16 protein-coding genes and 4 tRNA genes are annotated in these 19210 nt (G+C 60.8%); 7 read left to right on the top strand and 13 right to left on the bottom strand.

Annotated elements, in window-relative coordinates; all coding sequences use genetic code 11:
- Positions 1-4 precede the first annotated feature (4 nt).
- From rpoB to ACWHVV_RS00790, 13 genes are all read right to left on the bottom strand, one after another.
- A complete protein-coding gene (rpoB, locus tag ACWHVV_RS00850; RefSeq protein ID WP_447927669.1) occupies positions 5-4081 on the bottom strand; it encodes a DNA-directed RNA polymerase subunit beta in 4077 nt (1358 codons plus the stop codon).
- A gap of 330 nt (positions 4082-4411) precedes the next feature.
- Entirely contained in the window at positions 4412-4783 is a 372-nt protein-coding gene (rplL, locus tag ACWHVV_RS00845; protein WP_447527412.1) for a 50S ribosomal protein L7/L12, read from the bottom strand.
- A 99-nt stretch (positions 4784-4882) separates the two neighbouring features.
- Positions 4883-5386 carry a 50S ribosomal protein L10 gene (gene rplJ, locus ACWHVV_RS00840; RefSeq protein WP_447527411.1) on the bottom strand — a complete coding sequence of 168 codons (504 nt, stop codon included), beginning with the start codon at positions 5384-5386 and terminating at the stop codon, positions 4883-4885.
- Between the two features lie 322 nt (positions 5387-5708).
- Positions 5709-6401, bottom strand: coding sequence for a 50S ribosomal protein L1 (gene rplA, locus ACWHVV_RS00835; RefSeq protein WP_447927668.1), 693 nt, complete (start codon positions 6399-6401; stop codon positions 5709-5711).
- A gap of 2 nt (positions 6402-6403) precedes the next feature.
- On the bottom strand, positions 6404-6835 hold the full coding sequence (gene rplK, locus ACWHVV_RS00830; protein WP_447527409.1) for a 50S ribosomal protein L11: 432 nt from the start codon (positions 6833-6835) through the stop codon (positions 6404-6406).
- 100 nt (positions 6836-6935) lie between these two features.
- A complete protein-coding gene (nusG, locus tag ACWHVV_RS00825) occupies positions 6936-7469 on the bottom strand; it encodes a transcription termination/antitermination protein NusG (protein WP_447527408.1) in 534 nt (177 codons plus the stop codon).
- An 8-nt stretch (positions 7470-7477) separates the two neighbouring features.
- Positions 7478-7861, bottom strand: coding sequence for a preprotein translocase subunit SecE (gene secE, locus ACWHVV_RS00820; protein WP_447927667.1), 384 nt, complete (start codon positions 7859-7861; stop codon positions 7478-7480).
- A gap of 73 nt (positions 7862-7934) precedes the next feature.
- A tRNA-Trp gene (locus ACWHVV_RS00815) sits at positions 7935-8010 on the bottom strand.
- A 151-nt stretch (positions 8011-8161) separates the two neighbouring features.
- Positions 8162-8236 (bottom strand) — tRNA-Thr (locus ACWHVV_RS00810).
- A 22-nt stretch (positions 8237-8258) separates the two neighbouring features.
- A tRNA-Gly gene (locus tag ACWHVV_RS00805) sits at positions 8259-8332 on the bottom strand.
- Between the two features lie 94 nt (positions 8333-8426).
- Positions 8427-8510: transfer RNA gene (locus tag ACWHVV_RS00800), tRNA-Tyr, on the bottom strand.
- Between the two features lie 132 nt (positions 8511-8642).
- A complete protein-coding gene (locus ACWHVV_RS00795) occupies positions 8643-9482 on the bottom strand; it encodes a type III pantothenate kinase (RefSeq protein WP_447927666.1) in 840 nt (279 codons plus the stop codon).
- Positions 9479-10462, bottom strand: coding sequence for a biotin--[acetyl-CoA-carboxylase] ligase (locus ACWHVV_RS00790; RefSeq protein ID WP_447927665.1), 984 nt, complete (start codon positions 10460-10462; stop codon positions 9479-9481). Before ACWHVV_RS00790 ends, ACWHVV_RS00795 begins: the two co-directional genes overlap by 4 nt.
- Before the next feature lie 163 nt (positions 10463-10625).
- Here ACWHVV_RS00790 and typA point away from each other — a divergent pair, with 163 nt between their 5' ends.
- The 7 genes from typA to ACWHVV_RS00755 all read left to right on the top strand — a co-directional run bounded on the left by typA (position 10626) and on the right by ACWHVV_RS00755 (position 19123).
- Positions 10626-12452 (top strand): translational GTPase TypA, encoded by a 1827-nt coding sequence (typA, locus tag ACWHVV_RS00785; RefSeq protein ID WP_447927664.1) that lies wholly within the window; start codon positions 10626-10628, stop codon positions 12450-12452.
- Between the two features lie 309 nt (positions 12453-12761).
- Positions 12762-13532, top strand: coding sequence for an ABC transporter ATP-binding protein (locus ACWHVV_RS00780; protein WP_447927663.1), 771 nt, complete (start codon positions 12762-12764; stop codon positions 13530-13532).
- A gap of 47 nt (positions 13533-13579) precedes the next feature.
- Complete coding sequence (locus tag ACWHVV_RS00775) at positions 13580-14317, top strand: ABC transporter ATP-binding protein (RefSeq protein WP_447927662.1); 738 nt, start codon at positions 13580-13582, stop codon at positions 14315-14317.
- A 16-nt stretch (positions 14318-14333) separates the two neighbouring features.
- Positions 14334-15338 carry a branched-chain amino acid ABC transporter permease gene (locus ACWHVV_RS00770; RefSeq protein ID WP_447927661.1) on the top strand — a complete coding sequence of 335 codons (1005 nt, stop codon included), beginning with the start codon at positions 14334-14336 and terminating at the stop codon, positions 15336-15338.
- Positions 15338-16648 carry a branched-chain amino acid ABC transporter permease gene (locus ACWHVV_RS00765; protein WP_447927660.1) on the top strand — a complete coding sequence of 437 codons (1311 nt, stop codon included), beginning with the start codon at positions 15338-15340 and terminating at the stop codon, positions 16646-16648. The genes ACWHVV_RS00770 and ACWHVV_RS00765 overlap by 1 nt, the downstream gene beginning before the upstream one ends.
- 227 nt (positions 16649-16875) lie before the next feature.
- Complete coding sequence (gene hemP / locus ACWHVV_RS00760) at positions 16876-17058, top strand: hemin uptake protein HemP (protein ID WP_447927659.1); 183 nt, start codon at positions 16876-16878, stop codon at positions 17056-17058.
- A gap of 85 nt (positions 17059-17143) precedes the next feature.
- Complete coding sequence (locus ACWHVV_RS00755) at positions 17144-19123, top strand: TonB-dependent receptor domain-containing protein (RefSeq protein WP_447927658.1); 1980 nt, start codon at positions 17144-17146, stop codon at positions 19121-19123.
- The last annotated feature ends 87 nt before the right edge of the window (positions 19124-19210 follow it).

Genomic DNA, 19210 nt, shown 5'->3' with positions numbered 1-19210 from the left:
GCTCCTAGCTCTCTAACTCGATATCGATGCCCAGCGAGCGGATTTCCTTCACGAGTACGTTGAAGGACTCCGGCATGCCTGCCTGCATGGTGTGGTCGCCATCCACGATGTTCTTGTACATCTTGGTGCGGCCCTCGACGTCATCCGACTTGACGGTGAGCATCTCTTGTAGCGTGTACGCGGCGCCGTAAGCCTCAAGCGCCCACACTTCCATTTCACCAAAGCGCTGGCCACCGAACTGCGCTTTACCACCCAGCGGCTGCTGGGTCACCAGCGAGTACGAGCCGGTAGAACGTGCGTGCATCTTGTCGTCGACCAGGTGGTTCAGCTTCAGCATGTACATGTAGCCAACGGTCACCGGACGGTCAAACATGTCGCCGGTACGGCCGTCGTACAGCTTCATCTGGCCCGACTCCGGGATATCTGCAAGCTTCAGCAGATGCTTGATCTCGTGCTCCTTGGCACCGTCGAATACCGGCGTTGCCATCGGGACACCGCCCTTGAGGTTCTTCGCCAGCGCAATGACTTCTTCGTCACTGAGCGAGTCGATGTCCTCGAGACGGGTACCCGGGGTGTTGTAGACCTGTCCCAGGAAGTCGCGAATCTCGGCAATCTGCTGGCCACGCGCGTCGCGCAGCATCGCGTCGATCTTCACACCCAGTCCGCGTGCGGCCATACCCAGGTGGGTTTCGAGAATCTGACCCACGTTCATACGCGACGGTACACCGAGGGGGTTCAGTACCACGTCGACCGGCTCGCCCTTCTCGTCGAACGGCATGTCTTCGACCGGCATGATCGCGGAGATAACACCCTTGTTACCGTGACGGCCGGCCATTTTGTCGCCCGGCTGAATGCGGCGCTTCACGGCCATGTAGACCTTGACGATTTTCAGAACGCCCGGCGCCAGGTCGTCGCCTTGAGTGAGCTTGCGCTTCTTGTCTTCGAAACGCTCGTCCATCTCCTTGCGGCGGTTCTCGAGCTGCTCGTCGGCCTGGGCCAGCAGTTCGTTGAACGACTCGTCCTGCATGCGCAGCTTGAACCACTGCTGACGCGGAAGCTCTTCCAGGTACGCTTCGTCGAGCACGTCGCCTTTTTTCAGGTTCGGGCCGCCGTTGACCGCCTGCCCGTCCAGGGTACGCTTGAGACGCTCGAAGGTGGCGTCTTCGGCGATACGGTAGGTCTCCTGAAGATCCTTACGCACTTCGTCGAGCTGCATCTGCTCGATGGAGAGTGCGCGCGAGTCTTTTTCGACGCCGTCGCGGGTGAAGACCTGCACGTCGATGACCGTACCCTTCATGCCGGTCGGGGCGCGCAGCGAGGTGTCCTTAACGTCGGACGCCTTCTCGCCGAAGATGGCACGTAGCAGCTTTTCCTCCGGCGTCAGCTGGGTTTCCCCTTTGGGCGTGACCTTACCGCACAGAATGTCACCCGGGCCGACTTCGGCACCGATGTAGACCACGCCGGCCTCGTCCAGCTTGCCAAGCGCCGATTCGCCGACGTTGGGAATGTCCGAGGTGATCTCTTCCGGGCCGAGCTTGGTGTCGCGGGACACACAGGTCAGCTCCTGGATGTGGATCGTGGTGAAACGGTCTTCCTGGACGGCCCGCTCGGAGAGCAGGATGGAGTCCTCGAAGTTGTAGCCGTTCCAGGGCATGAACGCGATGCGCATGTTCTGACCCAAGGCCAGATCACCCATGTCGACGGACGGGCCGTCGGCGAGAATGTCGCCGCGCGCTACGTCGTCGCCGGGGCGAACGATCGGGCGCTGGTTCATGCAGGTGTTCTGGTTGGAGCGCGTGTACTTGGTCAGGTTGTAGATATCAACGCCGGCTTCACCGCCGATGATTTCATCTTCGTTGACCCGTACTACGACACGACGTGCGTCGACGGAATCGATCACGCCGCCACGACGCGCCACGGCGCAAACGCCGGAGTCCCGCGCAACGAAACGCTCCATACCGGTACCGACGAGCGGCTTGTCGGCGCGCAAGGTCGGCACGGCCTGACGCTGCATGTTCGCACCCATCAAGGCGCGGTTGGCGTCATCGTGCTCCAAAAACGGAATCAGGGCCGCGGCCACCGATACGACCTGACGCGGAGAAACGTCCATCAAGGTCACCTGCTCGGGACGCATGAAGGTGGTTTCGCCACGGTGACGGACCTGTACCAGGTCATCGCTAAGCTGACCGGCTTCGTTGACCGCCGCCGACGCCTGGGCGATAACGAAGTCGCCCTCTTCGATGGCCGACAGGTGAACGATGTCATCGGTGACCTGGCCCGAGTTGACCTTACGGTACGGCGTCTCGAGGAAGCCGTAGCTGTTGGTATGGCTGTAGGTCGCTAGCGAGTTGATCAAGCCGATGTTCGGGCCTTCCGGCGTTTCGATCGGGCACAGACGGCCGTAGTGCGTGGCGTGTACGTCACGTACTTCGAAACCGGCACGCTCACGGGTCAGACCACCCGGGCCGAGGGCGGACACACGACGCTTGTGCGTGACCTCGGAGAGCGGGTTGTTCTGGTCCATGAACTGAGAAAGCTGGCTCGAGCCAAAGAACTCTTTCACCGCCGCCGCGACCGGCTTGGCGTTGATCAGATCCTGAGGCATCAGACCTTCGCTTTCCGCCATGGAAAGACGCTCTTTGACCGCGCGCTCGACGCGCACCAGACCGACACGGAACTGGTTCTCGGCCATTTCGCCTACGCAGCGAATACGACGGTTACCCAGGTGGTCGATGTCATCGACGTCGCCAAAGCCGTTACGAATGTTGATCAGCTCGCGCAGCACGTCGAGGATATCGGTACGGTCCAGTACGCCAGCACCGGTGTCGGCATCGCGACGCAGGCGGCGGTTGAACTTCATGCGGCCGACACCGGACAGATCGTAACGGTCTTCGGTGAAGAACAGGTTGTGGAACAGCGTCTCGGCGGCTTCCTTGGTAGGCGGCTCGCCGGGGCGCATCATGCGATAGATCTCAACGAGGGCCTCGAGCTGCGAACCGGTGGTATCGAGCTTCAAGGTATCGGAGATGAACGAACCGCAGTCCAGATCGTTGGTGTAGAGCGTTTCGACGTGCGTAATGCCGCCCTGCGCCATACGTTCGAGGACTTCCGGGGTGATCTCGGTGTTGCAGTTGACGATCAGCTCGCCGGTCTTGGCATCGACCTGGTCTTTGGCCAGGGTCTTGCCGTAGAGGTACTCCATCGGCACTTCCAGACGCTCGAGGCCGGCTTTTTCAAGCTGACGAATATGCTTCTGGGTGATCCGACGGCCCTCTTCGACGATGATTTCGCCGTTGCCGTCCTTGATGTCGAACGTAGCGGTGTCACCGCGCAGGCGCGACGGAACGAGCTCCACGGAGAAACCGGATTTCTCGATGTGGAACTTGCTGGTCTCGAAGAACTCGTCGAGGATCTCTTCGGTGCTCATGCCAAGCGCACGCATCAGTACCGAGGCCGGCAGCTTCCGACGACGGTCGATACGCACGAACACGTTGTCTTTCGGGTCGAACTCGAAGTCGAGCCAGGAGCCACGGTAAGGAATCACGCGCGCTGAATAGAGCAGCTTGCCCGACGAGTGGCTCTTGCCTTTATCGTGGTCGAAAAACACACCGGGTGAGCGGTGGAGCTGGGAGACGATTACCCGCTCGGTACCGTTGATGACGAAGGTACCGTTCTCGGTCATCAGGGGGATTTCCCCCATGTAGACTTCTTGCTCTTTGATATCTTTGATGGCTTTATTGGAAGAGTCGCGATCGTAAATGATCAAGCGAACCTTCACGCGCAGCGGCGCCGAGTAGGTAACACCGCGCAGCTGGCACTCTTTTACATCGAATGCCGGCGTGCCGAAACGGTAGCTGACATACTCGAGTGCGGCGTTGCCAGAAAAGCTCTCGATTGGAAACACGGACTTAAACGCCGCATTCAGACCGACCTCGTGACGCTCATCAGGCGAACGGTCCTGCTGGAGAAAGTCGTAGTAGGAATCAAGCTGGATCGCCAGCAAGTAAGGCACATCCATCACTTGGGGCAGTTTGCCGAAATCCTTGCGGATGCGTTTTTTCTCAGTATATGAGTAAGCCATCTGTATTCCCCAGCTTGTTCACCATGGGTGGCCGATGCGTGGTCATCTGCCCCGCGGGCGTTTCAGACGCAGACAGCAAGCTCCTAAATCGGTAGCTCGCCGTCAAAAATCTTGATAGATAACAGTGTTATCGGACGCTCATTAAGGTATAAAAACCTTGAATGCCGATACCAAACACCGGTCTTACTGTTGTTACTGCCCTCAGGCAGCCCTTCTGCATAACACGATGCATCCAATGATGCCAGTTACAACAGAAAAAGGCCGGCAGCGGGAGTTGCCCGCCGCCAGCCGTGGAAGCTTACGCTAAGCGTAAAGCCGCCGGCACAAGAATTACTTGAGCTCGACGGATGCGCCCGCTTCTTCCAGCTTGGTCTTCGCTGCTTCTGCGTCGTCCTTGGACATGCCTTCTTTCAGCGTGGCCGGCGCGCCGTCAACGGCACCCTTGGCTTCTTTCAGGCCAAGACCGGTGATTTCACGAACGGCTTTGATGACGTTAACTTTCTTGTCACCAGCAGAGGTCAGAACCAGGTCGAATTCAGTCTGCTCTTCTTCAGCAGCTGCTTCGCCGCCGCCCGGGCCCGCGACAACGGCTGCCGCTGCGGATACGCCGAACTTCTCTTCCATTGCTTCGATCAGCTCAGCGACTTCCATTACGGACATGTCGGCTACAGCATTGATGATATCGTCTTTGGACAGTGCCATTGTTTCATTCCTAACTTTGCGGGAGTCTGTAGACTCAGGTTTCATTGCTCGGTTCAGGCAGTCAGGCCACAAGGCCTGGGATGCCGGCAGAGAAGTGCCTTAAGCGGCTTCTTCCTGCTTCTGGTCGCGCAGCGCGGCCAGAGTACGAACCAGCTTGCCAGCAGAGGCTTCTTTCATGACCGACATCAACTTGGCAATCGCCTCGTCGTAGGTCGGCAGGGTTGCCAGACGGTCAATGTCGGCAGCCGGGATCAGCTCACCTTCGTAGGCCAGCGCCTTGACTTCGAAGTTCTGCTCGGTTTTGGAAAACTCCTTGAACAAACGAGCGGCAGCGCCCGGATGATCGGTGGAGAAAGCCAACAGAGTCGGACCAACAAAGCTCTCGTTCAGGCACTCCCACTGAGTGCCCTCGAGGGCGCGGCGTGCCAGCGTGTTGCGCACAACACGAATCTGGACGCCATTCTCGCGCGCTTGCTTGCGCAGGTCGGTCATTTTGCCAACCGTGACGCCGCGAGAATCGGCAACTACGACGGAGAGTGCGTCCTTGGCCGCTTCACTCACCTCGGCAACAATCGCTTTCTTGCCTTCAAGTGCTAGTGGCACAGTGATCACTCCTTCGTGCCGGACCTCAAAGGTCCGGTGGTTACCATCTCTTTTAGGGCAAGATGCACCCTAAAAGCCTTGGGGATGGTGCTCACCAGAAAAGCGTCGCTCAAAAAAGCATCAACCAACTGGCGGCCACACCATCTGCGCAGGCGCTCTTAAGCGATTAAGCCAGCCCGGAAAACCGGGTGTGGCACCTGCGGTCTTTGACGGTGCTCTGCCTGGCGTACCGGGCAGAGGACCGCAAAGTTCTTGCTTAACTCTTTCTTTACCGTTCTTGCTTCATCGGGCACTTGGCCCGCCACCCACCGAACCGTTTCGCTTACGCGTACTGGGAATGGTCGATGGTGACACCCGGGCCCATGGTGGTGGACAGGGTCATTTTCTTCAAGTAAACACCTTTGGAGGTGCTCGGCTTGAGACGCTTCAGGTCGGCGACCAGCGCTTCCAGGTTGCCCTGTACCGCGGAGGCGTCAAAATCGATCTTACCCAGCGTGGTGTGGATAATGCCGTTTTTGTCGGTACGGAAACGTACCTGACCGGCCTTGGCGTTTTTAACGGCCGTGGCGACGTCCGGGGTCACGGTGCCGACTTTCGGGTTCGGCATCAGGCCACGCGGGCCAAGAATCTGACCCAGCTGACCGACAACGCGCATGGCGTCCGGCGAGGCGATGACGACGTCAAAGTCCATCACGCCTTTTTTGACCTGCTCGGCGAGCTCGTCCATACCCACGATGTCGGCGCCGGCTTCTTTAGCGGCGTCGGCGTTGGCGCCCTGGGTGAAGACGGCTACGCGCACGTCTTTACCAGTACCGTTAGGCATAACGGTGGCACCACGAACGACCTGGTCGGATTTACGCGGGTCAACACCCAGGTTGATCGCGATATCAACGGACTCTTTGAACTTTACAGTAGAAAGCTCGGAGAGAAGCGCAACGGCTTCTTCCAGGGAGTACGCTTTTTTGACGTCTACTTTTTCACGAATGATCTTCGCGCGCTTGGATAGTTTAGCCATGATCAGAGACCCTCCACGTTTAGGCCCATGCTACGAGCGCTACCAGCGATCGTGCGTACCGCGGCGTCAAGATCGGACGCGGTCATGTCCGGCTCTTTGGTTTTGGCGATCTCTTCAAGCTGCTCGCGCGTCACGGTGCCGACTTTTTGCTTGTTCGGCTCGCCGGAACCGGACTTGATGCCCGCTGCTTTTTTCAGCAGAACGGCGGCCGGCGGCGTTTTAGTGACGAACGTGAAACTACGGTCAGAGTAGACCGTGATCACGACCGGCGTCGGCAGGCCCGGCTCGATGTCCTGGGTTTCTGCGTTGAACGCCTTACAGAATTCCATGATGTTCACGCCGTGCTGACCCAGCGCAGGGCCCACGGGGGGACTCGGATTGGCTTTACCTGCAGCGACCTGCAGTTTGATATAAGCCTGTACTTTCTTCGCCATGCTTATTACTCCAATTGGGTGATAACGCCTTGCGGCTCCCCGGGGTTAGCAGGGGCTTACCCTGCACGAAACAACTTGTCTGTCTTTACTCTTTCTTTACTTACTCTTTCTCGACCTGGGAGAACTCGAGCTCCACAGGCGTAGCACGCCCGAAGATCAGCACGCTGACCTGCAGGCGGCTCTTTTCGTAGTTCACCTCTTCAACGACACCGTTGAAGTCGGCAAACGGGCCATCGGTCACGCGGACCGACTGACCGGGTTCGAACATTGTCTTGGGGCGCGGCTTATCGGTGCCGTCTTTGACGCGGTGCAAAATAGCGTCGGCCTCACGCGTGGTGATCGGCGCAGGCTTCTCTTTGGTTCCACCGATAAAGCCCATCACGCGGGGCGTTTCGTTCACCAGGTGCCAGGTCTCGTCGACCATTTCCATTTCGACCAGCACGTAGCCCGGGTAGAACTTGCGCTCGCTTTTACGACGCTTGCCGTCGCGCATCTCGACCACTTCTTCCGTCGGCACCAGAATTTCGCCAAAGCGGTCTTCCATGCCGTACATTTTCACCCGCTCAAGGAGCGAGCGCATCACGTGCTTTTCAAAGCCGGAATAGGCGTGGACGACGTACCAACGTTTGGACATGCAAACTCCTAACCAATGACGCCGGACATTGCCCAGCCAAGAAGAGTGTCAATCAACCAGAGCATCAGACCGACGACCAATACGGCCACCAGCACGATGGCGGTGGTCTGAATGGTTTCGGGCCGAGTTGGCCATACAACGCGCTGAATCTCTTTCTTAGCGCTTACCGCAAGCTCTACCAATGCGCGCCCCTTGGTGGTGGTCAACGCAATCAAGCCGGCCGCGGCGCACACAAGCACCACGCCCAGCACACGATAGAGCAACGCGATATCAGCAAAATAGACATTACCGACGACTGCAACGACAAGCAGCGCCACGACCGCCGCCCACTTGAGCCCGTCATGACGCGACTGTTGCACCTCTGCGCCATGTTTTACGGAACTAGGCTTCATAAAAACGAGACTCCTCAGGGTGCAGCGAGCGATCTGGAATTCTGGATAAAAGACGTACCAACCTGGGGAAGGTTGGCAGGCCAGGAGGGACTCGAACCCCCAACCTGCGGTTTTGGAGACCGCTGCTCTGCCAATTGAGCCACTGGCCTGTATCATGATGTGCGTCGGCACACCTACGCTACAGAGCGGGCGCCATGATAGCCAAGAAACCGCTACCTGACAACCCTTGCACTTCGCCCACCGCATAAGCCACGGCGACAAAGACAAAAAAAGCGAGCAATGCCCGCTTTTTTCATAATATGGAGCTCATGGACGGAATTGAACCGTCGACCTCACCCTTACCAAGGGTGTGCTCTACCCCTGAGCTACATGAGCACAATCACAGCAAACGCTAAACTGGAGCGGGTGGCGGGAATCGAACCCGCACCATCAGCTTGGAAGGCTGAGGTTCTACCATTGAACTACACCCGCTTGACTACCAAAGAATCAAAAACCGGCAAGCTCAACCGTATACATGCCTTGCGGCTTTTAACCCCAGACAACGCAAAAGCCGTTGCCGTAAAACTGGTGGAGAGGGAAGGATTCGAACCTTCGAAGCTTTCGCGGCAGATTTACAGTCTGCTCCCTTTGGCCACTCGGGAACCTCTCCAGCTGTGGCGGCACATTATGCCAGCCTCCAAAACAGTGTCAAGCCAGATATTTACTTAATTTATCATGACTTTTCAGGATAACCTGTCGCGCTTTCACGCTGACCTACTGCCTTGGAACGCGCTGCATTCTGTCAAAGCAGCATGGAAAATGCAAGCGCCGCGCGAATTTTTTCAAGCGCCACGGGCTCGGGCACCCTCGGCGCACCGGCCATTTTTCCGGCGCGTTCGGCGAAAGTCAGCGGAAAGCTCGCCTCCAGCCCGCCGTATACCATGTCCGGCCACACTGCGTGGGGCACCCGCACCCCGCGCGACACCACCCGAGCATCGCCGCCGGTGAGCAGCATCGGAAGCGCCACGCCCTGCTGGTCGCACACTTCGCTATAAATACGATTGATCGCACTGACCGCCGCCATGTAGATACCGTGATTCACCGCATCCACCGTGCGCCGGCCAGGCTCCAGCAGCGCATCGGCTTCGCTGTCCGGGTCGATGGCCACGTTGCGCGTGCCGAGTTTCAGGCTCTCTTTCATCAAGCGAAGGCCCGGCACGATGAAGCCCCCTAAATGCACGCCGCCGGGCAACACGAAGTCGATGGTGATGGCGCTGCCGCAGTCCACCACGCAGCAGCCCCCGGCCAACTGATAGCCGGCTAGCGCACCCATCCAGCGATCCACCCCGAGCTTGCCCGGCTCCTCATAGCCGTTGACCACGCCCAGCGATTCCGGCAGCGACCGGGCGACATGGACCTGACGCACCTGGCGGCGCAGCAGTTTGACGGTATCGCCCAGCACCGCCGCCCGCGCCACGCTCGAAATACGTACCGCCTCGACGACGTCGAGATCCGGTATGTCCGCCCCGGGGCGCCACTCCTCCCGGGTCCATACCGCGCCGCGGGAGCGTATTTCGCTGCTGGCCGCATCTTTTAGGCGCCACTTGGAGAGCGTATTGCCAATATCCAGATCTAAAATCATAAGCGCCTGCGTACGCTGATCTCACCGCCGGACAAACGCCGCGGCTGACCGTCTTCGGTGACCCAAAGGTTGCCGCTCTCGTCTACATCCCCGGCCACCGCTTCGCTTTCACCCACGCCCTGGAGCACGCGAACGCTCAAGCCCGCGTAGGCGTGGCGCGCGTTCCAGGCGTCGCGCCACACCCCAAAGCCACTCTCTTCGAACTCGGCCAGCATGGCCAAAAGCCCGGCGATCACCTCGGCGGCCAGCTGGTTGCGCGAGAGGCCCGGCTTTTCGTCGAAAAGCGCGGCCACCGGCTGGCCGATGCTCTCGCGAAGACTCTCGGGCAGCGACAAATTCATGCCCATGCCAATCACGGCCTCGCAGGGGCCAGCGGCGTCGCCGGTCACCTCGATCAAAATACCCGCCAGCTTGCCCAGTTCGCGGCCCTGCTCGGCCAGCAGGATGTCGTTGGGCCACTTGAGTTTGGGCGCCACGCCATGGCGCTCGAGCACCTGGCAGACGACCACCCCCACCGCCAGGCTCAACCCTTCCAGCGAGGCCACCCCGGCCTCGAAGCGCCAGCCCAGCGACATCATCAAACTCTGCCCCCAGGGCGTGGACCACACGCGGCCGCGGCGACCCCGCCCGGCGGTTTGCAGCTCGACCAGGCACACCTCGCCGTGGCCGGCGCCCTGATCGAAGCGCGCACGCAGGTACTCGTTGCTCGAGGGGAGCTGGTCTTCGACGAACAGCCGCGCCAGCAGGTGGCGCGCCTCGGCGGGTAGCTTAGCCACTACCTGCTGGCCTTCCAGCGGCTCCAGCGGGTGGGCCAATCGGTACCCGCGCCCTTTCACGGCGACGAGCTCCACCCCCATGGCCTCCAGCTTTTTAAGCTGTTTCCACACCGCGGCGCGGGAAACGCCCAGCGCCTGGCCGAGCGCTTCACCGGAATGGACCTCGCCATCGCTTAACAAACGCATCAGGTTACCGATGGTCATGTCCTTGCCCCAGTTGGGAAAACGCCTATCTTACCGGAAGCGCCATAGCGGCGAAAACTGCCGCCTTTGGGTTATTGACTTGCCCCTTTATTTAAGACAGCGCTGGTAGTAAGGCCTACCCAGACCCTATAATGCCGCCCTATTTTTCCAGCAGGATCGCGTCGTGATCGAGAATCTTCGTAACATTGCCATTATCGCCCACGTTGACCACGGTAAGACTACCCTGGTCGACAAACTCCTGAGCCAGTCCGGCACCCTCGACCGCAAGGCCGAAGGCCAGGAACGTATCATGGACTCCAACGACCAGGAGAAGGAACGCGGCATCACCATCCTGGCCAAGAACACCGCTATTCGGTGGCAGGATGGTGAGGGCAAGGACTACCACATCAACATCGTGGACACCCCTGGACACGCCGATTTCGGTGGCGAGGTCGAGCGCGTGATGTCGATGGTCGACTCGGTACTGCTGCTGGTCGACGCCGTCGACGGCCCGATGCCACAAACCCGCTTCGTGACCCAGAAAGCCTTCGCCCAGGGCCTGAAGCCGATCGTCGTGGTCAACAAGATCGACCGCCCCGGCGCGCGTCCTGACTGGGTCATCGACCAGATTTTCGATCTGTTCGACAACCTGGGCGCTTCCGACGAGCAGCTCGACTTCCCGATCATCTACTGCTCCGCGCTCAACGGCATTGCGGGCATGGAGCCGGACGCCCTCGAAGAGAACATGGACCCCATGTTCAAATCGATCGTCAACATCGTCGAGCCGCCCAAGGTCGAACTCGACGGCCCCTTCCAGATGCAGATCTCAGCGCTGGACTACAACAGCTACGTGGGCGTTATCGGCCTTGGCCGCATCAAGCGCGGCAGCGTCAAGCCTGGCCAGCAGATCAGCGTCATCACCAAGGAAGGCGCGACCCGTAAGGGCAAGATCGGCCAGGTGATGACCCACCTGGGCCTGGATCGCGTGCAGACCGACGAAGCCACCGCCGGCGACATCGTCTGCATCACTGGCATCGAAGACCTGGCGATCTCCGATACGCTCTGCGACTCGAGCGCCGTCGAGGCACTGCCGGCGCTGACCGTCGACGAGCCGACCGTCTCCATGACCTTCCAGGTCAACGACTCGCCCTTCGCCGGTAAAGACGGCAAGTACGTCACCAGCCGTAACATTCGCGACCGCCTCGACCAGGAGCTGATCCACAACGTGGCGCTGCGGGTCGAGCAGGGCGAAACGCCGGAGAAATTCAAGGTCTCCGGACGCGGCGAGCTACACTTGTCGGTACTCATCGAGTCCATGCGTCGTGAAGGTTTCGAGCTGGCCGTGGGCCGCCCGGAAGTCATCATCAAGGAGATCGACGGCGAGAAGCAGGAGCCCTACGAAGAAGTCATCATCGACTGCGAAGAGCAGCATCAGGGCGCGATCATGGAAGAGCTCGGCTACCGCAAGGGCGAGCTTTCCAACATGAACCCGGATGGCAAGGGCCGTGTACGCCTGGACTTCATCATTCCGGCACGCGGCTTGATCGGCTTCCGTGGCCAGTTTTTGACGCTGACCTCCGGCACCGGCATTCTGACCAGCCGTTTCGATCACTACGGCCCGCTCAAGCCCGACGCCTCCATCGAGCGTCGCAACGGCGTGCTGGTCTCCATGGTCGACGGTAAGGCGCTCTCCTACGCGCTTTACACCCTGCAAGAGCGCGGCAAGCTGATCATCGACCACGCCACCGAAGTGTACGAAGGCATGCTGATCGGCATCAACAACCGGGCCAACGATATGGTCGTCAACCCGACCAAGGGCAAGAAGCTCGACAACATGCGCTCCACCGGTAACGACGAGAACATCGTGCTGACGCCGCCGATCAAGTTCACCCTGGAGCAGGCGATCGAATTCCTCGACTCCGACGAGCTGGTAGAAGTGACGCCTTCGCACATCCGTCTGCGCAAGAAGCACCTGACCGAGAACGAGCGTAAGCGCGCCGGCAAGAAATAAGCCCGCCGCCCGCCATCGAAAGCCCGCCATCGCGCGGGCTTTTTTGTGCGCGCAGGTTCGCGCGCTAGCATGTCTGCCGGGCGGCTTCGCTTGATCGGGTTAACGCAGCCTAAACGCAAAGGGGCTGGAAAGCGGGGCGAATCTATCGCAGAGTAGACCTCGAAGCGCGCCACGAGAACGCGTGCACACTACAATTCATACAGCCGTTTGGATCGCGATGCGACCCGGCGCCCGGACAGGGACCCTCCTTCACATGAGCCGTTGTCAAAGTGTATCGGGGGCGCTTGCCTTGCCAGGCATGAGGACACCATGACCCCCATTATCGAAGTACAAAACGTCAATAAAGCCTTCGGTGGGCTCCACGTCATCAACGATTGCTCGATTCACGTCGAGAAAGGCTCGGTTACCGGCATGATCGGCCCCAACGGGGCGGGTAAATCGACGCTTTTCAACCTGATCGCGGGCTCGCTGATTCCGGATAGCGGTCGTATTCTGCTCGAAGGCGAGGAGATCACCCGGCTTTCCGCCGACGCGCGCTTTCACAAGGGACTTTTGCGTACCTTTCAGATCGCTCACGAATTCAGCCAGATGAGCGCGCTGGAAAACCTGATGATGGTGCCACCGAATCAGGCCGGAGAAAGCCTTTTCAACACCTGGTTCAAGCCTTCGCTCGTGCGCGAGCAAGAGGCCGAGGTTCGCCGCCGGGCGCTGGAGGTGATCGATTTCGTTGGCCTGCACCACGTGCGCAACGAACTGGCGGGCAATCTTTCCGGCGGGCAGAAAAAGCTTTTGGAGCTGGGTCGCACCATGATGACCGACGCCAAAGTGGTGCTGCTCGACGAGATCGCCGCCGGCGTCAACCGCACGCTGCTGGGCGAGCTGATCGGCAACATCGAGCGGCTGAACCGGGAAATGGGCTACACCTTTTTGGTCATCGAGCACGACATGGACATGATCGCAAGACTCTGCGACCCGGTCATCGTGCTCGCCCAGGGCAGCGTCATGGTGGAAGGTTCCATCGAAGAAATTCAGAACAACCCCGAGGTGATCGAGGCCTATTTCGGCACCGACGCCGCGTAAAAACACGCCTCGTACAACAACCACTACTACGTCGAGACACGTTGACCATGTCGATTGATGCGTCACCCAACGCTGCGCCGACGCCGCTACTGCGCGCCCGCGACGTGCACGGCGGCTACGGCAGCATGAACATTCTGAACGGGGTCGAAATGACCCTTTACGCCGATGAAATCGGCGTGATCGTCGGCCCCAACGGCGCCGGCAAGTCCACCATGCTCAAAGCAGTATTCGGCCTTTTGAACGTCAACCAGGGCGACATTTTGCTCAACGGCGAGCCGATCCAGAACCTGCCCCCCAACCAGCTGGTCAAGCGCGGCATGGGCTTCGTCCCCCAGGAGAAAAACGTCTTCCCGAGTCTGTCGGTGAAAGAGAATCTGGAGATGGGCGCGTATTTGAAGCCACACAACGTCAAGCGCATGCTCGAACAGGTGTATGAGTTCTTTCCGCCGCTCAAGGACAAGCGCCGCCAGCCCGCCGGCGAGCTCTCCGGCGGGCAGCGCCAAATGGTCGCCATGGGCCGGGCGCTGATGGCCGAACCCACGCTCTTGTTGCTCGACGAGCCCACCGCCGGGCTCTCGCCGCTCTACATGAACGAGATCTTCGATCGGGTGAAAAAGATCAACGCCGCGGGCGTGGGTATTTTGATGGTCGAGCAGAACGCCAGGCAAGCGCTGGCGATTGCCGACAAGGGTTTCGTGCTGGCCGCCGGCCAGAACCGTTTTACCGATACGGGGGCGGCGCTGCTCGCTGACCCGGATGTCGCCAAAAGCTTTTTGGGCGGCTAGCCCGGGGGAGAACGCTGTGAACGAACTGGTCTTTTTTATCAACAACGTGGTGATCGCCGGCAGCGTCACCGGCTCGATCTACGCCATCGGTGCGATCGGCGTGACGCTGATTTTCAGCATCATGCGCTTTGCCCATTTCGCCCACGCGGACATGATGACCTTCGGCGCTTTCATGGTACTGCTGCTGACCACCGCCTTTCCGACCCTCGGGCCGAGCATCGGCGTACCCACGGCGCTGATCATGCTGCCGCTGGCGATGATACTGACCGCGCTGCTCGCCGTGGGTATCGACAAGGCGTTCTACAAGCCGCTGCGCGCCTTTGGTGTGAAACCCATCGTCATGGTGATCGGATCATTAGGCGTCACCCTGATGCTGCAGGGTTTGATTCGCCTGTTTGCCGGCACCAGCGGCCAGAGCCTTTACGTCGACGACCGCAAGGAGATCTTCCGCCTCGCCCTGCCCTTCGAGGGCGCCCGCGCGCCGATCGTGGTCACCGAGCCACAGCTCTATCTGTTCGTGATTACGATCGTCGCGGTAGTCGCGCTGGCGGTGTTTCTGAACCGCTCGCGCCTTGGCAAGGCGATGCGCGCCATGTCGGATAACCCGGAGCTCGCCCAGGCCTCGGGCATCAACACCAATACCATCGTGGCGGTCACCTGGGTGATTGCCGGGGGCCTGGCGGCGATTGCCGGTACGCTTTTATCGCTGGACGTCACCTTCAAACCGGACTTGAGCTTCTTTTTGCTGCTGCCGATTTTCGCCGCGGCGATCGTGGGCGGGGTGGGTCACCCCTACGGGGCGATCGCCGGCGGCTTCGTGGTCGGCTTTGCCGAAACCCTGGCGGTGTTCAACTGGAACGTGCTGCTGCGCCCGTTCCGGGACAGTTTGCCGGACTGGCTCGAGCTTCCCTCGAACCTGGCGTTCGTGGGCACCGAGTACAAGATCGTGGTGCCGTTTTTCATTCTGCTGGCCATTCTGGTATGGCGCCCAACGGGGCTGTTCAAGGGTAAGGTGATCTGATGAACGAACGAAACGCATCCTACACGCCCAAAGACGCCACCGTGACGCGCCGCTTCCCGGTGCGCGAGCTGGTGCTCTTCGCCGGGCTGCTCGTTGCCGTGCTGGGCGTTTACGCCATGATGGGCGCGGCCTACAGCACGCGCATGCTGGTCGAGGCGGCCTGCTACGCCATTCTGGCGCTGGGCCTGACCATCCAGTGGGGCTACGCCGGGCAGTTCAACGCCGGCGTCATGGGCTTCGTGGCCCTCGGCGGCTTCTGCGCGATGCTCTTCAGCGTGCCGGTCAACGACGCCTTTTGGGGCACCGAGCTGCCCGGGGAACTGGGCCGGGTGCTGCTTTACGGGGTGGCTGCGGTGCTGGTGGTGGTCGGCGCGAGCAAACTCGACCGCGTCGGCGTGCCCAAGCTCTTGCGTACGATTATCACCGTGGTGCTGGCGGTGGTGCTCTACCTGGCGGTGATCAGTCTACTACGCGAGGTGACCGGCGAGATTCAAAATCGCGCGGGCTTCGTCGGCGGCTTTGGTCTGCCGCCCTGGGTCGGCTGGATCGTCGGCGGCTTACTTGCGGGTGGCGTGGGCTACTTCATCGGCCATATCTGCCTGGGGCTTAGAAGCGACTACCTGGCGATCGCCACACTTGGCATCGCCGAGATCATCAAGGCGTTTTTGAAAAACTCCGACTGGCTGACCCGCGGCACCGCCACGGTGTCGCCGCTGCCCTGGCCCACCCCGGGCCCGGCAGAGCTCGGCTTTACCTTATCCCGGGCGATCTATCTGTCGCTGACCGCGGTGATCATCGCGGCGATCTTCTTTTTGCTGCACCGCGCCTACCACGCCCCCTGGGGGCGAATGATCCGCGCGATTCGCGACAACGAAGTCTCCTCGGCGGCGATGGGCAAGGATATTAACAAGCGCCGGCTGGAGATTTTCGTACTGGGTTGCATCCTGATGGGCCTGGGCGGCGGCGTGCTGGGCACCTTCAACAGCCTCTTCGACCCCCAGGGGTATCTGCCGCTCAATCACACCTTTTTGGTGCTGGTGATGGTGATCCTCGGCGGGCCGGGCAACAACCTGGGCACGATCTTCGGCGCCGTGGCGGTATACATCATCTGGATCATGTCCGAGCCGCTGGCGCTTTTCATCATGCAGCTGGTGGTAAGCCTTGGCGAAGGCGCAGGCTGGGAGCTACCCAGCAATATGGATAGCCGCGCGCTACAAGCCAGGGTGCTAGTGATCGGTATGTTGATCACCCTGGTCCTGCGCTTCGCGCCCAAGGGGCTGTTGCCGGAGAGCATCAAGACCCACGGCTAGCCTGCGCTTTTGGAAAACGCCCCTGGGCCTGGCCCGGGGCGTTTTTTTATACCCGCCGCCTAGTGCTTGCCCCCAGGATATTTCCACCCCGTTACTTTTCACTGCGCTACTTTTTCACCCGGTGCGGCGGCCACAACGCGGCGTTGCGTCCGGCCAAGCTTGAGTCCTGAATAGGGTTTTGTTAATTTAATGCTAATAGTTATCATTAGCACAGGTAATAAGCTCTCATGTCTTCTCTGCCGTCGTCGACCGTTACCGACTCCCAGGACAACGTTTTCCAAGACAACGCCTCTCGCCAGGTGGATAGCCGCACGTTATTGGGCAGCGCCGGTGAGCTCGTGATCGTGCATGAGAATCGTCGCTACGTGCTCCGGCGCACCAAAAGCGGCAAGCTCATTCTCACCGCCTGACCGCTTTTTAAACGCAAGCCAGGTAACGCCGCGGCGTACCCAGCCAGCCCACCTCTTCTCTTAACTGGTTGGAACTACCCGGCTCATGACTCATCACGTCTCTCTTCGTCCATTTTGTCTTGCCCTGCTACCACTGCTCGCCCCTGCCGCGTTGGCCAACGAGGTCCTCGAACCGATGACCGTGACCGGCACTCGCACGCCGGTCGATCTTTCCCGCGCGCCGCTGATCGTCAACATCATCGACCGCGACGATGCGGTGCTTGCCACGGCAGCCCGGGTGGAGGACGTATTGAGCCGTCAGCCGGGCCTTCACGTGGGCGGGCAGGGGCGGCGTAACGGCCAAACCCTGAGCATGCGAGGGTTCGACCGCCAGGGCGTGCTGGTGCGCCTGGACGGCGTGCGCCAGGATATCGCGACCGGCCACGTGGGCAATTTCTTTCTCGACCCGGCGCTGATCAAAGAAGTGCAGATCGCCCGCGGCGCGCTGTCGAGTCTTTACGGCAGCAACGCCATGGGCGGCGTCGTAAGCTTTGATAGCGTCGATGCCGACGACCTGCTGCGCCCCGGCGAAAATAGCGGCGCGCGCCTCTCCGTGGGTGGCGCCAGCGCCAGCAACGAGTGGCGTACCAACGTGGCCGCCTTTGGCCGGCGCGACACCGACCGAGGCGCCCTCGACGGGCTCATCTCCTTTGGTCGCAGCGAATCCGGCGATATCCGCCGCGCCGGCGGGGACGAGGCCCCAGACGACGCCGCGCTCAACAGCCTGCTGCTCAAGGGCGGCTGGGAGCCGAGCCGCGAACAGCGTCTCTTCGTTAGCTGGCAGCACTACGACGAGCGCGCCACCCAGCCGGCCAACCCGCAGCAGCGGGCGGTGAGCCCAAGCAACGCGCTTCGCGAGCGCGACGTAACAAGCGATAACGTGCAGCTTGGCCACCGCTGGCAGCCAGGACCGGGGACCGACGTTACGTCCCGGCTCACGTTCAGTCAGCAGGATATCGAGGACGACCGGGCCACTCGCCGGCTCGACCGGGTCGGGCTGCAAAGCGATGGCTACCATCAAATGGAGCCCGGCTGGCTTTCGCAAACCCTCGCCTTCGGTGGGGAACTGGAGAAGACGCGCCAACGCCCCTCCCAGCACGCCAACGGCTTTCCCCGCGCGGATATCGAAACCCAGGCCGCCTATCTCGATACCACGCTGAGCGCGGGGGCGTACGTCGACGAAGGGGGTGCCGGCGCGTTCGATTTGGGCCTTGGGGCACGTTTCGACCGCTATGATGCCAGCGGGCAAAACGGAGAGGATAGCGTTCACGACCGGGTTTCACCGCGACTTAGAGTGGCCTGGCGCCCGGTGGATGGCCTGATGTTCTTCTCGGGCTACGCCGAGGCGTTTAGGGCGCCCAGCCTTTCCGAGCTTTACGCCGACGAGCGCCACTTCGCCGGCTTCTGCGCCGGGCCGGCCTTTTGCACCCCGGACAACTACTGGATGCCCAACCCGTCGCTGTCACCGGAAACCAGCCACACCTGGGAGAGCGGGCTCGTCTGGCACCGGGGCGACTGGCAGCTTCGCGCCAGCTACTTCGACACCCGCGCCGACGACTTTATCGACACCCAGGTCGACATCATGGCCGGCACCACCCAGGCGGTGAACGTGCAGCGTGCAGCGCTTTGGGGCTTCGATACGCGCATTGCCTGGCAGCCCAGCGCCCTGCCCGGCGTTACCGGCTTTGCCGGGCTTTCCGAAGTCTCTGGTAAGGATCGCGATAGCGGCGAAGCCCTCGGCAGCCAGACACCGCTGGAGGCGAGCCTGGGCGGCGAAGTGGCACTTTTCGACCCGGCCCTGCGTCTGGGCGCTCAGGGCCGCTTCGCCCGCGCCTTCGATAAACAGGACGCCGCTGCGCGCCTGCCCGGCTACGCCCTTTTCGATGCGCACCTGGCCTGGCAGCTCACCCCGAAGGTGGACACATCGCTTCGCCTGGCGAATCTGGGCGACAAGGTGTGGTACCGCCCGGACGGAAGCCTCGGCGATGGCCGCAGCTTACTGGCTACCCTCAACTGGCAGTGGTAACGTTTAAAGACGACCCGCGCACGCGAGCGCCTCGAGTGGCGTGAGCTTTTCACGGCGCTTACCGACCCACAAGGAGCCTTTGAATGA

It is taken from the genome of Vreelandella sp. EE27 (genome assembly GCF_968206495.1).
This window is presented reverse-complemented; position numbering and strand designations above follow the sequence as displayed.

What these genes read in the sequence shown, in the direction of transcription:
- rpoB (WP_447927669.1), bottom strand. Translation starts at nt 4,081, where the DNA reads ATGGCTTACTCATATACTGAGAAAAAACGCATCCGCAAGGATTTCGGC.
- rplL (WP_447527412.1), bottom strand. Translation starts at nt 4,783, where the DNA reads ATGGCACTGTCCAAAGACGATATCATCAATGCTGTAGCCGACATGTCC.
- rplA (WP_447927668.1), bottom strand. Translation starts at nt 6,401, where the DNA reads ATGGCTAAACTATCCAAGCGCGCGAAGATCATTCGTGAAAAAGTAGAC.
- rplK (WP_447527409.1), bottom strand. Translation starts at nt 6,835, where the DNA reads ATGGCGAAGAAAGTACAGGCTTATATCAAACTGCAGGTCGCTGCAGGT.
- nusG (WP_447527408.1), bottom strand. Translation starts at nt 7,469, where the DNA reads ATGTCCAAACGTTGGTACGTCGTCCACGCCTATTCCGGCTTTGAAAAG.
- secE (WP_447927667.1), bottom strand. Translation starts at nt 7,861, where the DNA reads ATGAAGCCTAGTTCCGTAAAACATGGCGCAGAGGTGCAACAGTCGCGT.
- ACWHVV_RS00795 (WP_447927666.1), bottom strand. Translation starts at nt 9,482, where the DNA reads ATGATTTTAGATCTGGATATTGGCAATACGCTCTCCAAGTGGCGCCTA.
- ACWHVV_RS00790 (WP_447927665.1), bottom strand. Translation starts at nt 10,462, where the DNA reads ATGACCATCGGTAACCTGATGCGTTTGTTAAGCGATGGCGAGGTCCAT.
- ACWHVV_RS00780 (WP_447927663.1), top strand. Translation starts at nt 12,762, where the DNA reads ATGACCCCCATTATCGAAGTACAAAACGTCAATAAAGCCTTCGGTGGG.
- ACWHVV_RS00775 (WP_447927662.1), top strand. Translation starts at nt 13,580, where the DNA reads ATGTCGATTGATGCGTCACCCAACGCTGCGCCGACGCCGCTACTGCGC.
- ACWHVV_RS00765 (WP_447927660.1), top strand. Translation starts at nt 15,338, where the DNA reads ATGAACGAACGAAACGCATCCTACACGCCCAAAGACGCCACCGTGACG.
- hemP (WP_447927659.1), top strand. Translation starts at nt 16,876, where the DNA reads ATGTCTTCTCTGCCGTCGTCGACCGTTACCGACTCCCAGGACAACGTT.
- ACWHVV_RS00755 (WP_447927658.1), top strand. Translation starts at nt 17,144, where the DNA reads ATGACTCATCACGTCTCTCTTCGTCCATTTTGTCTTGCCCTGCTACCA.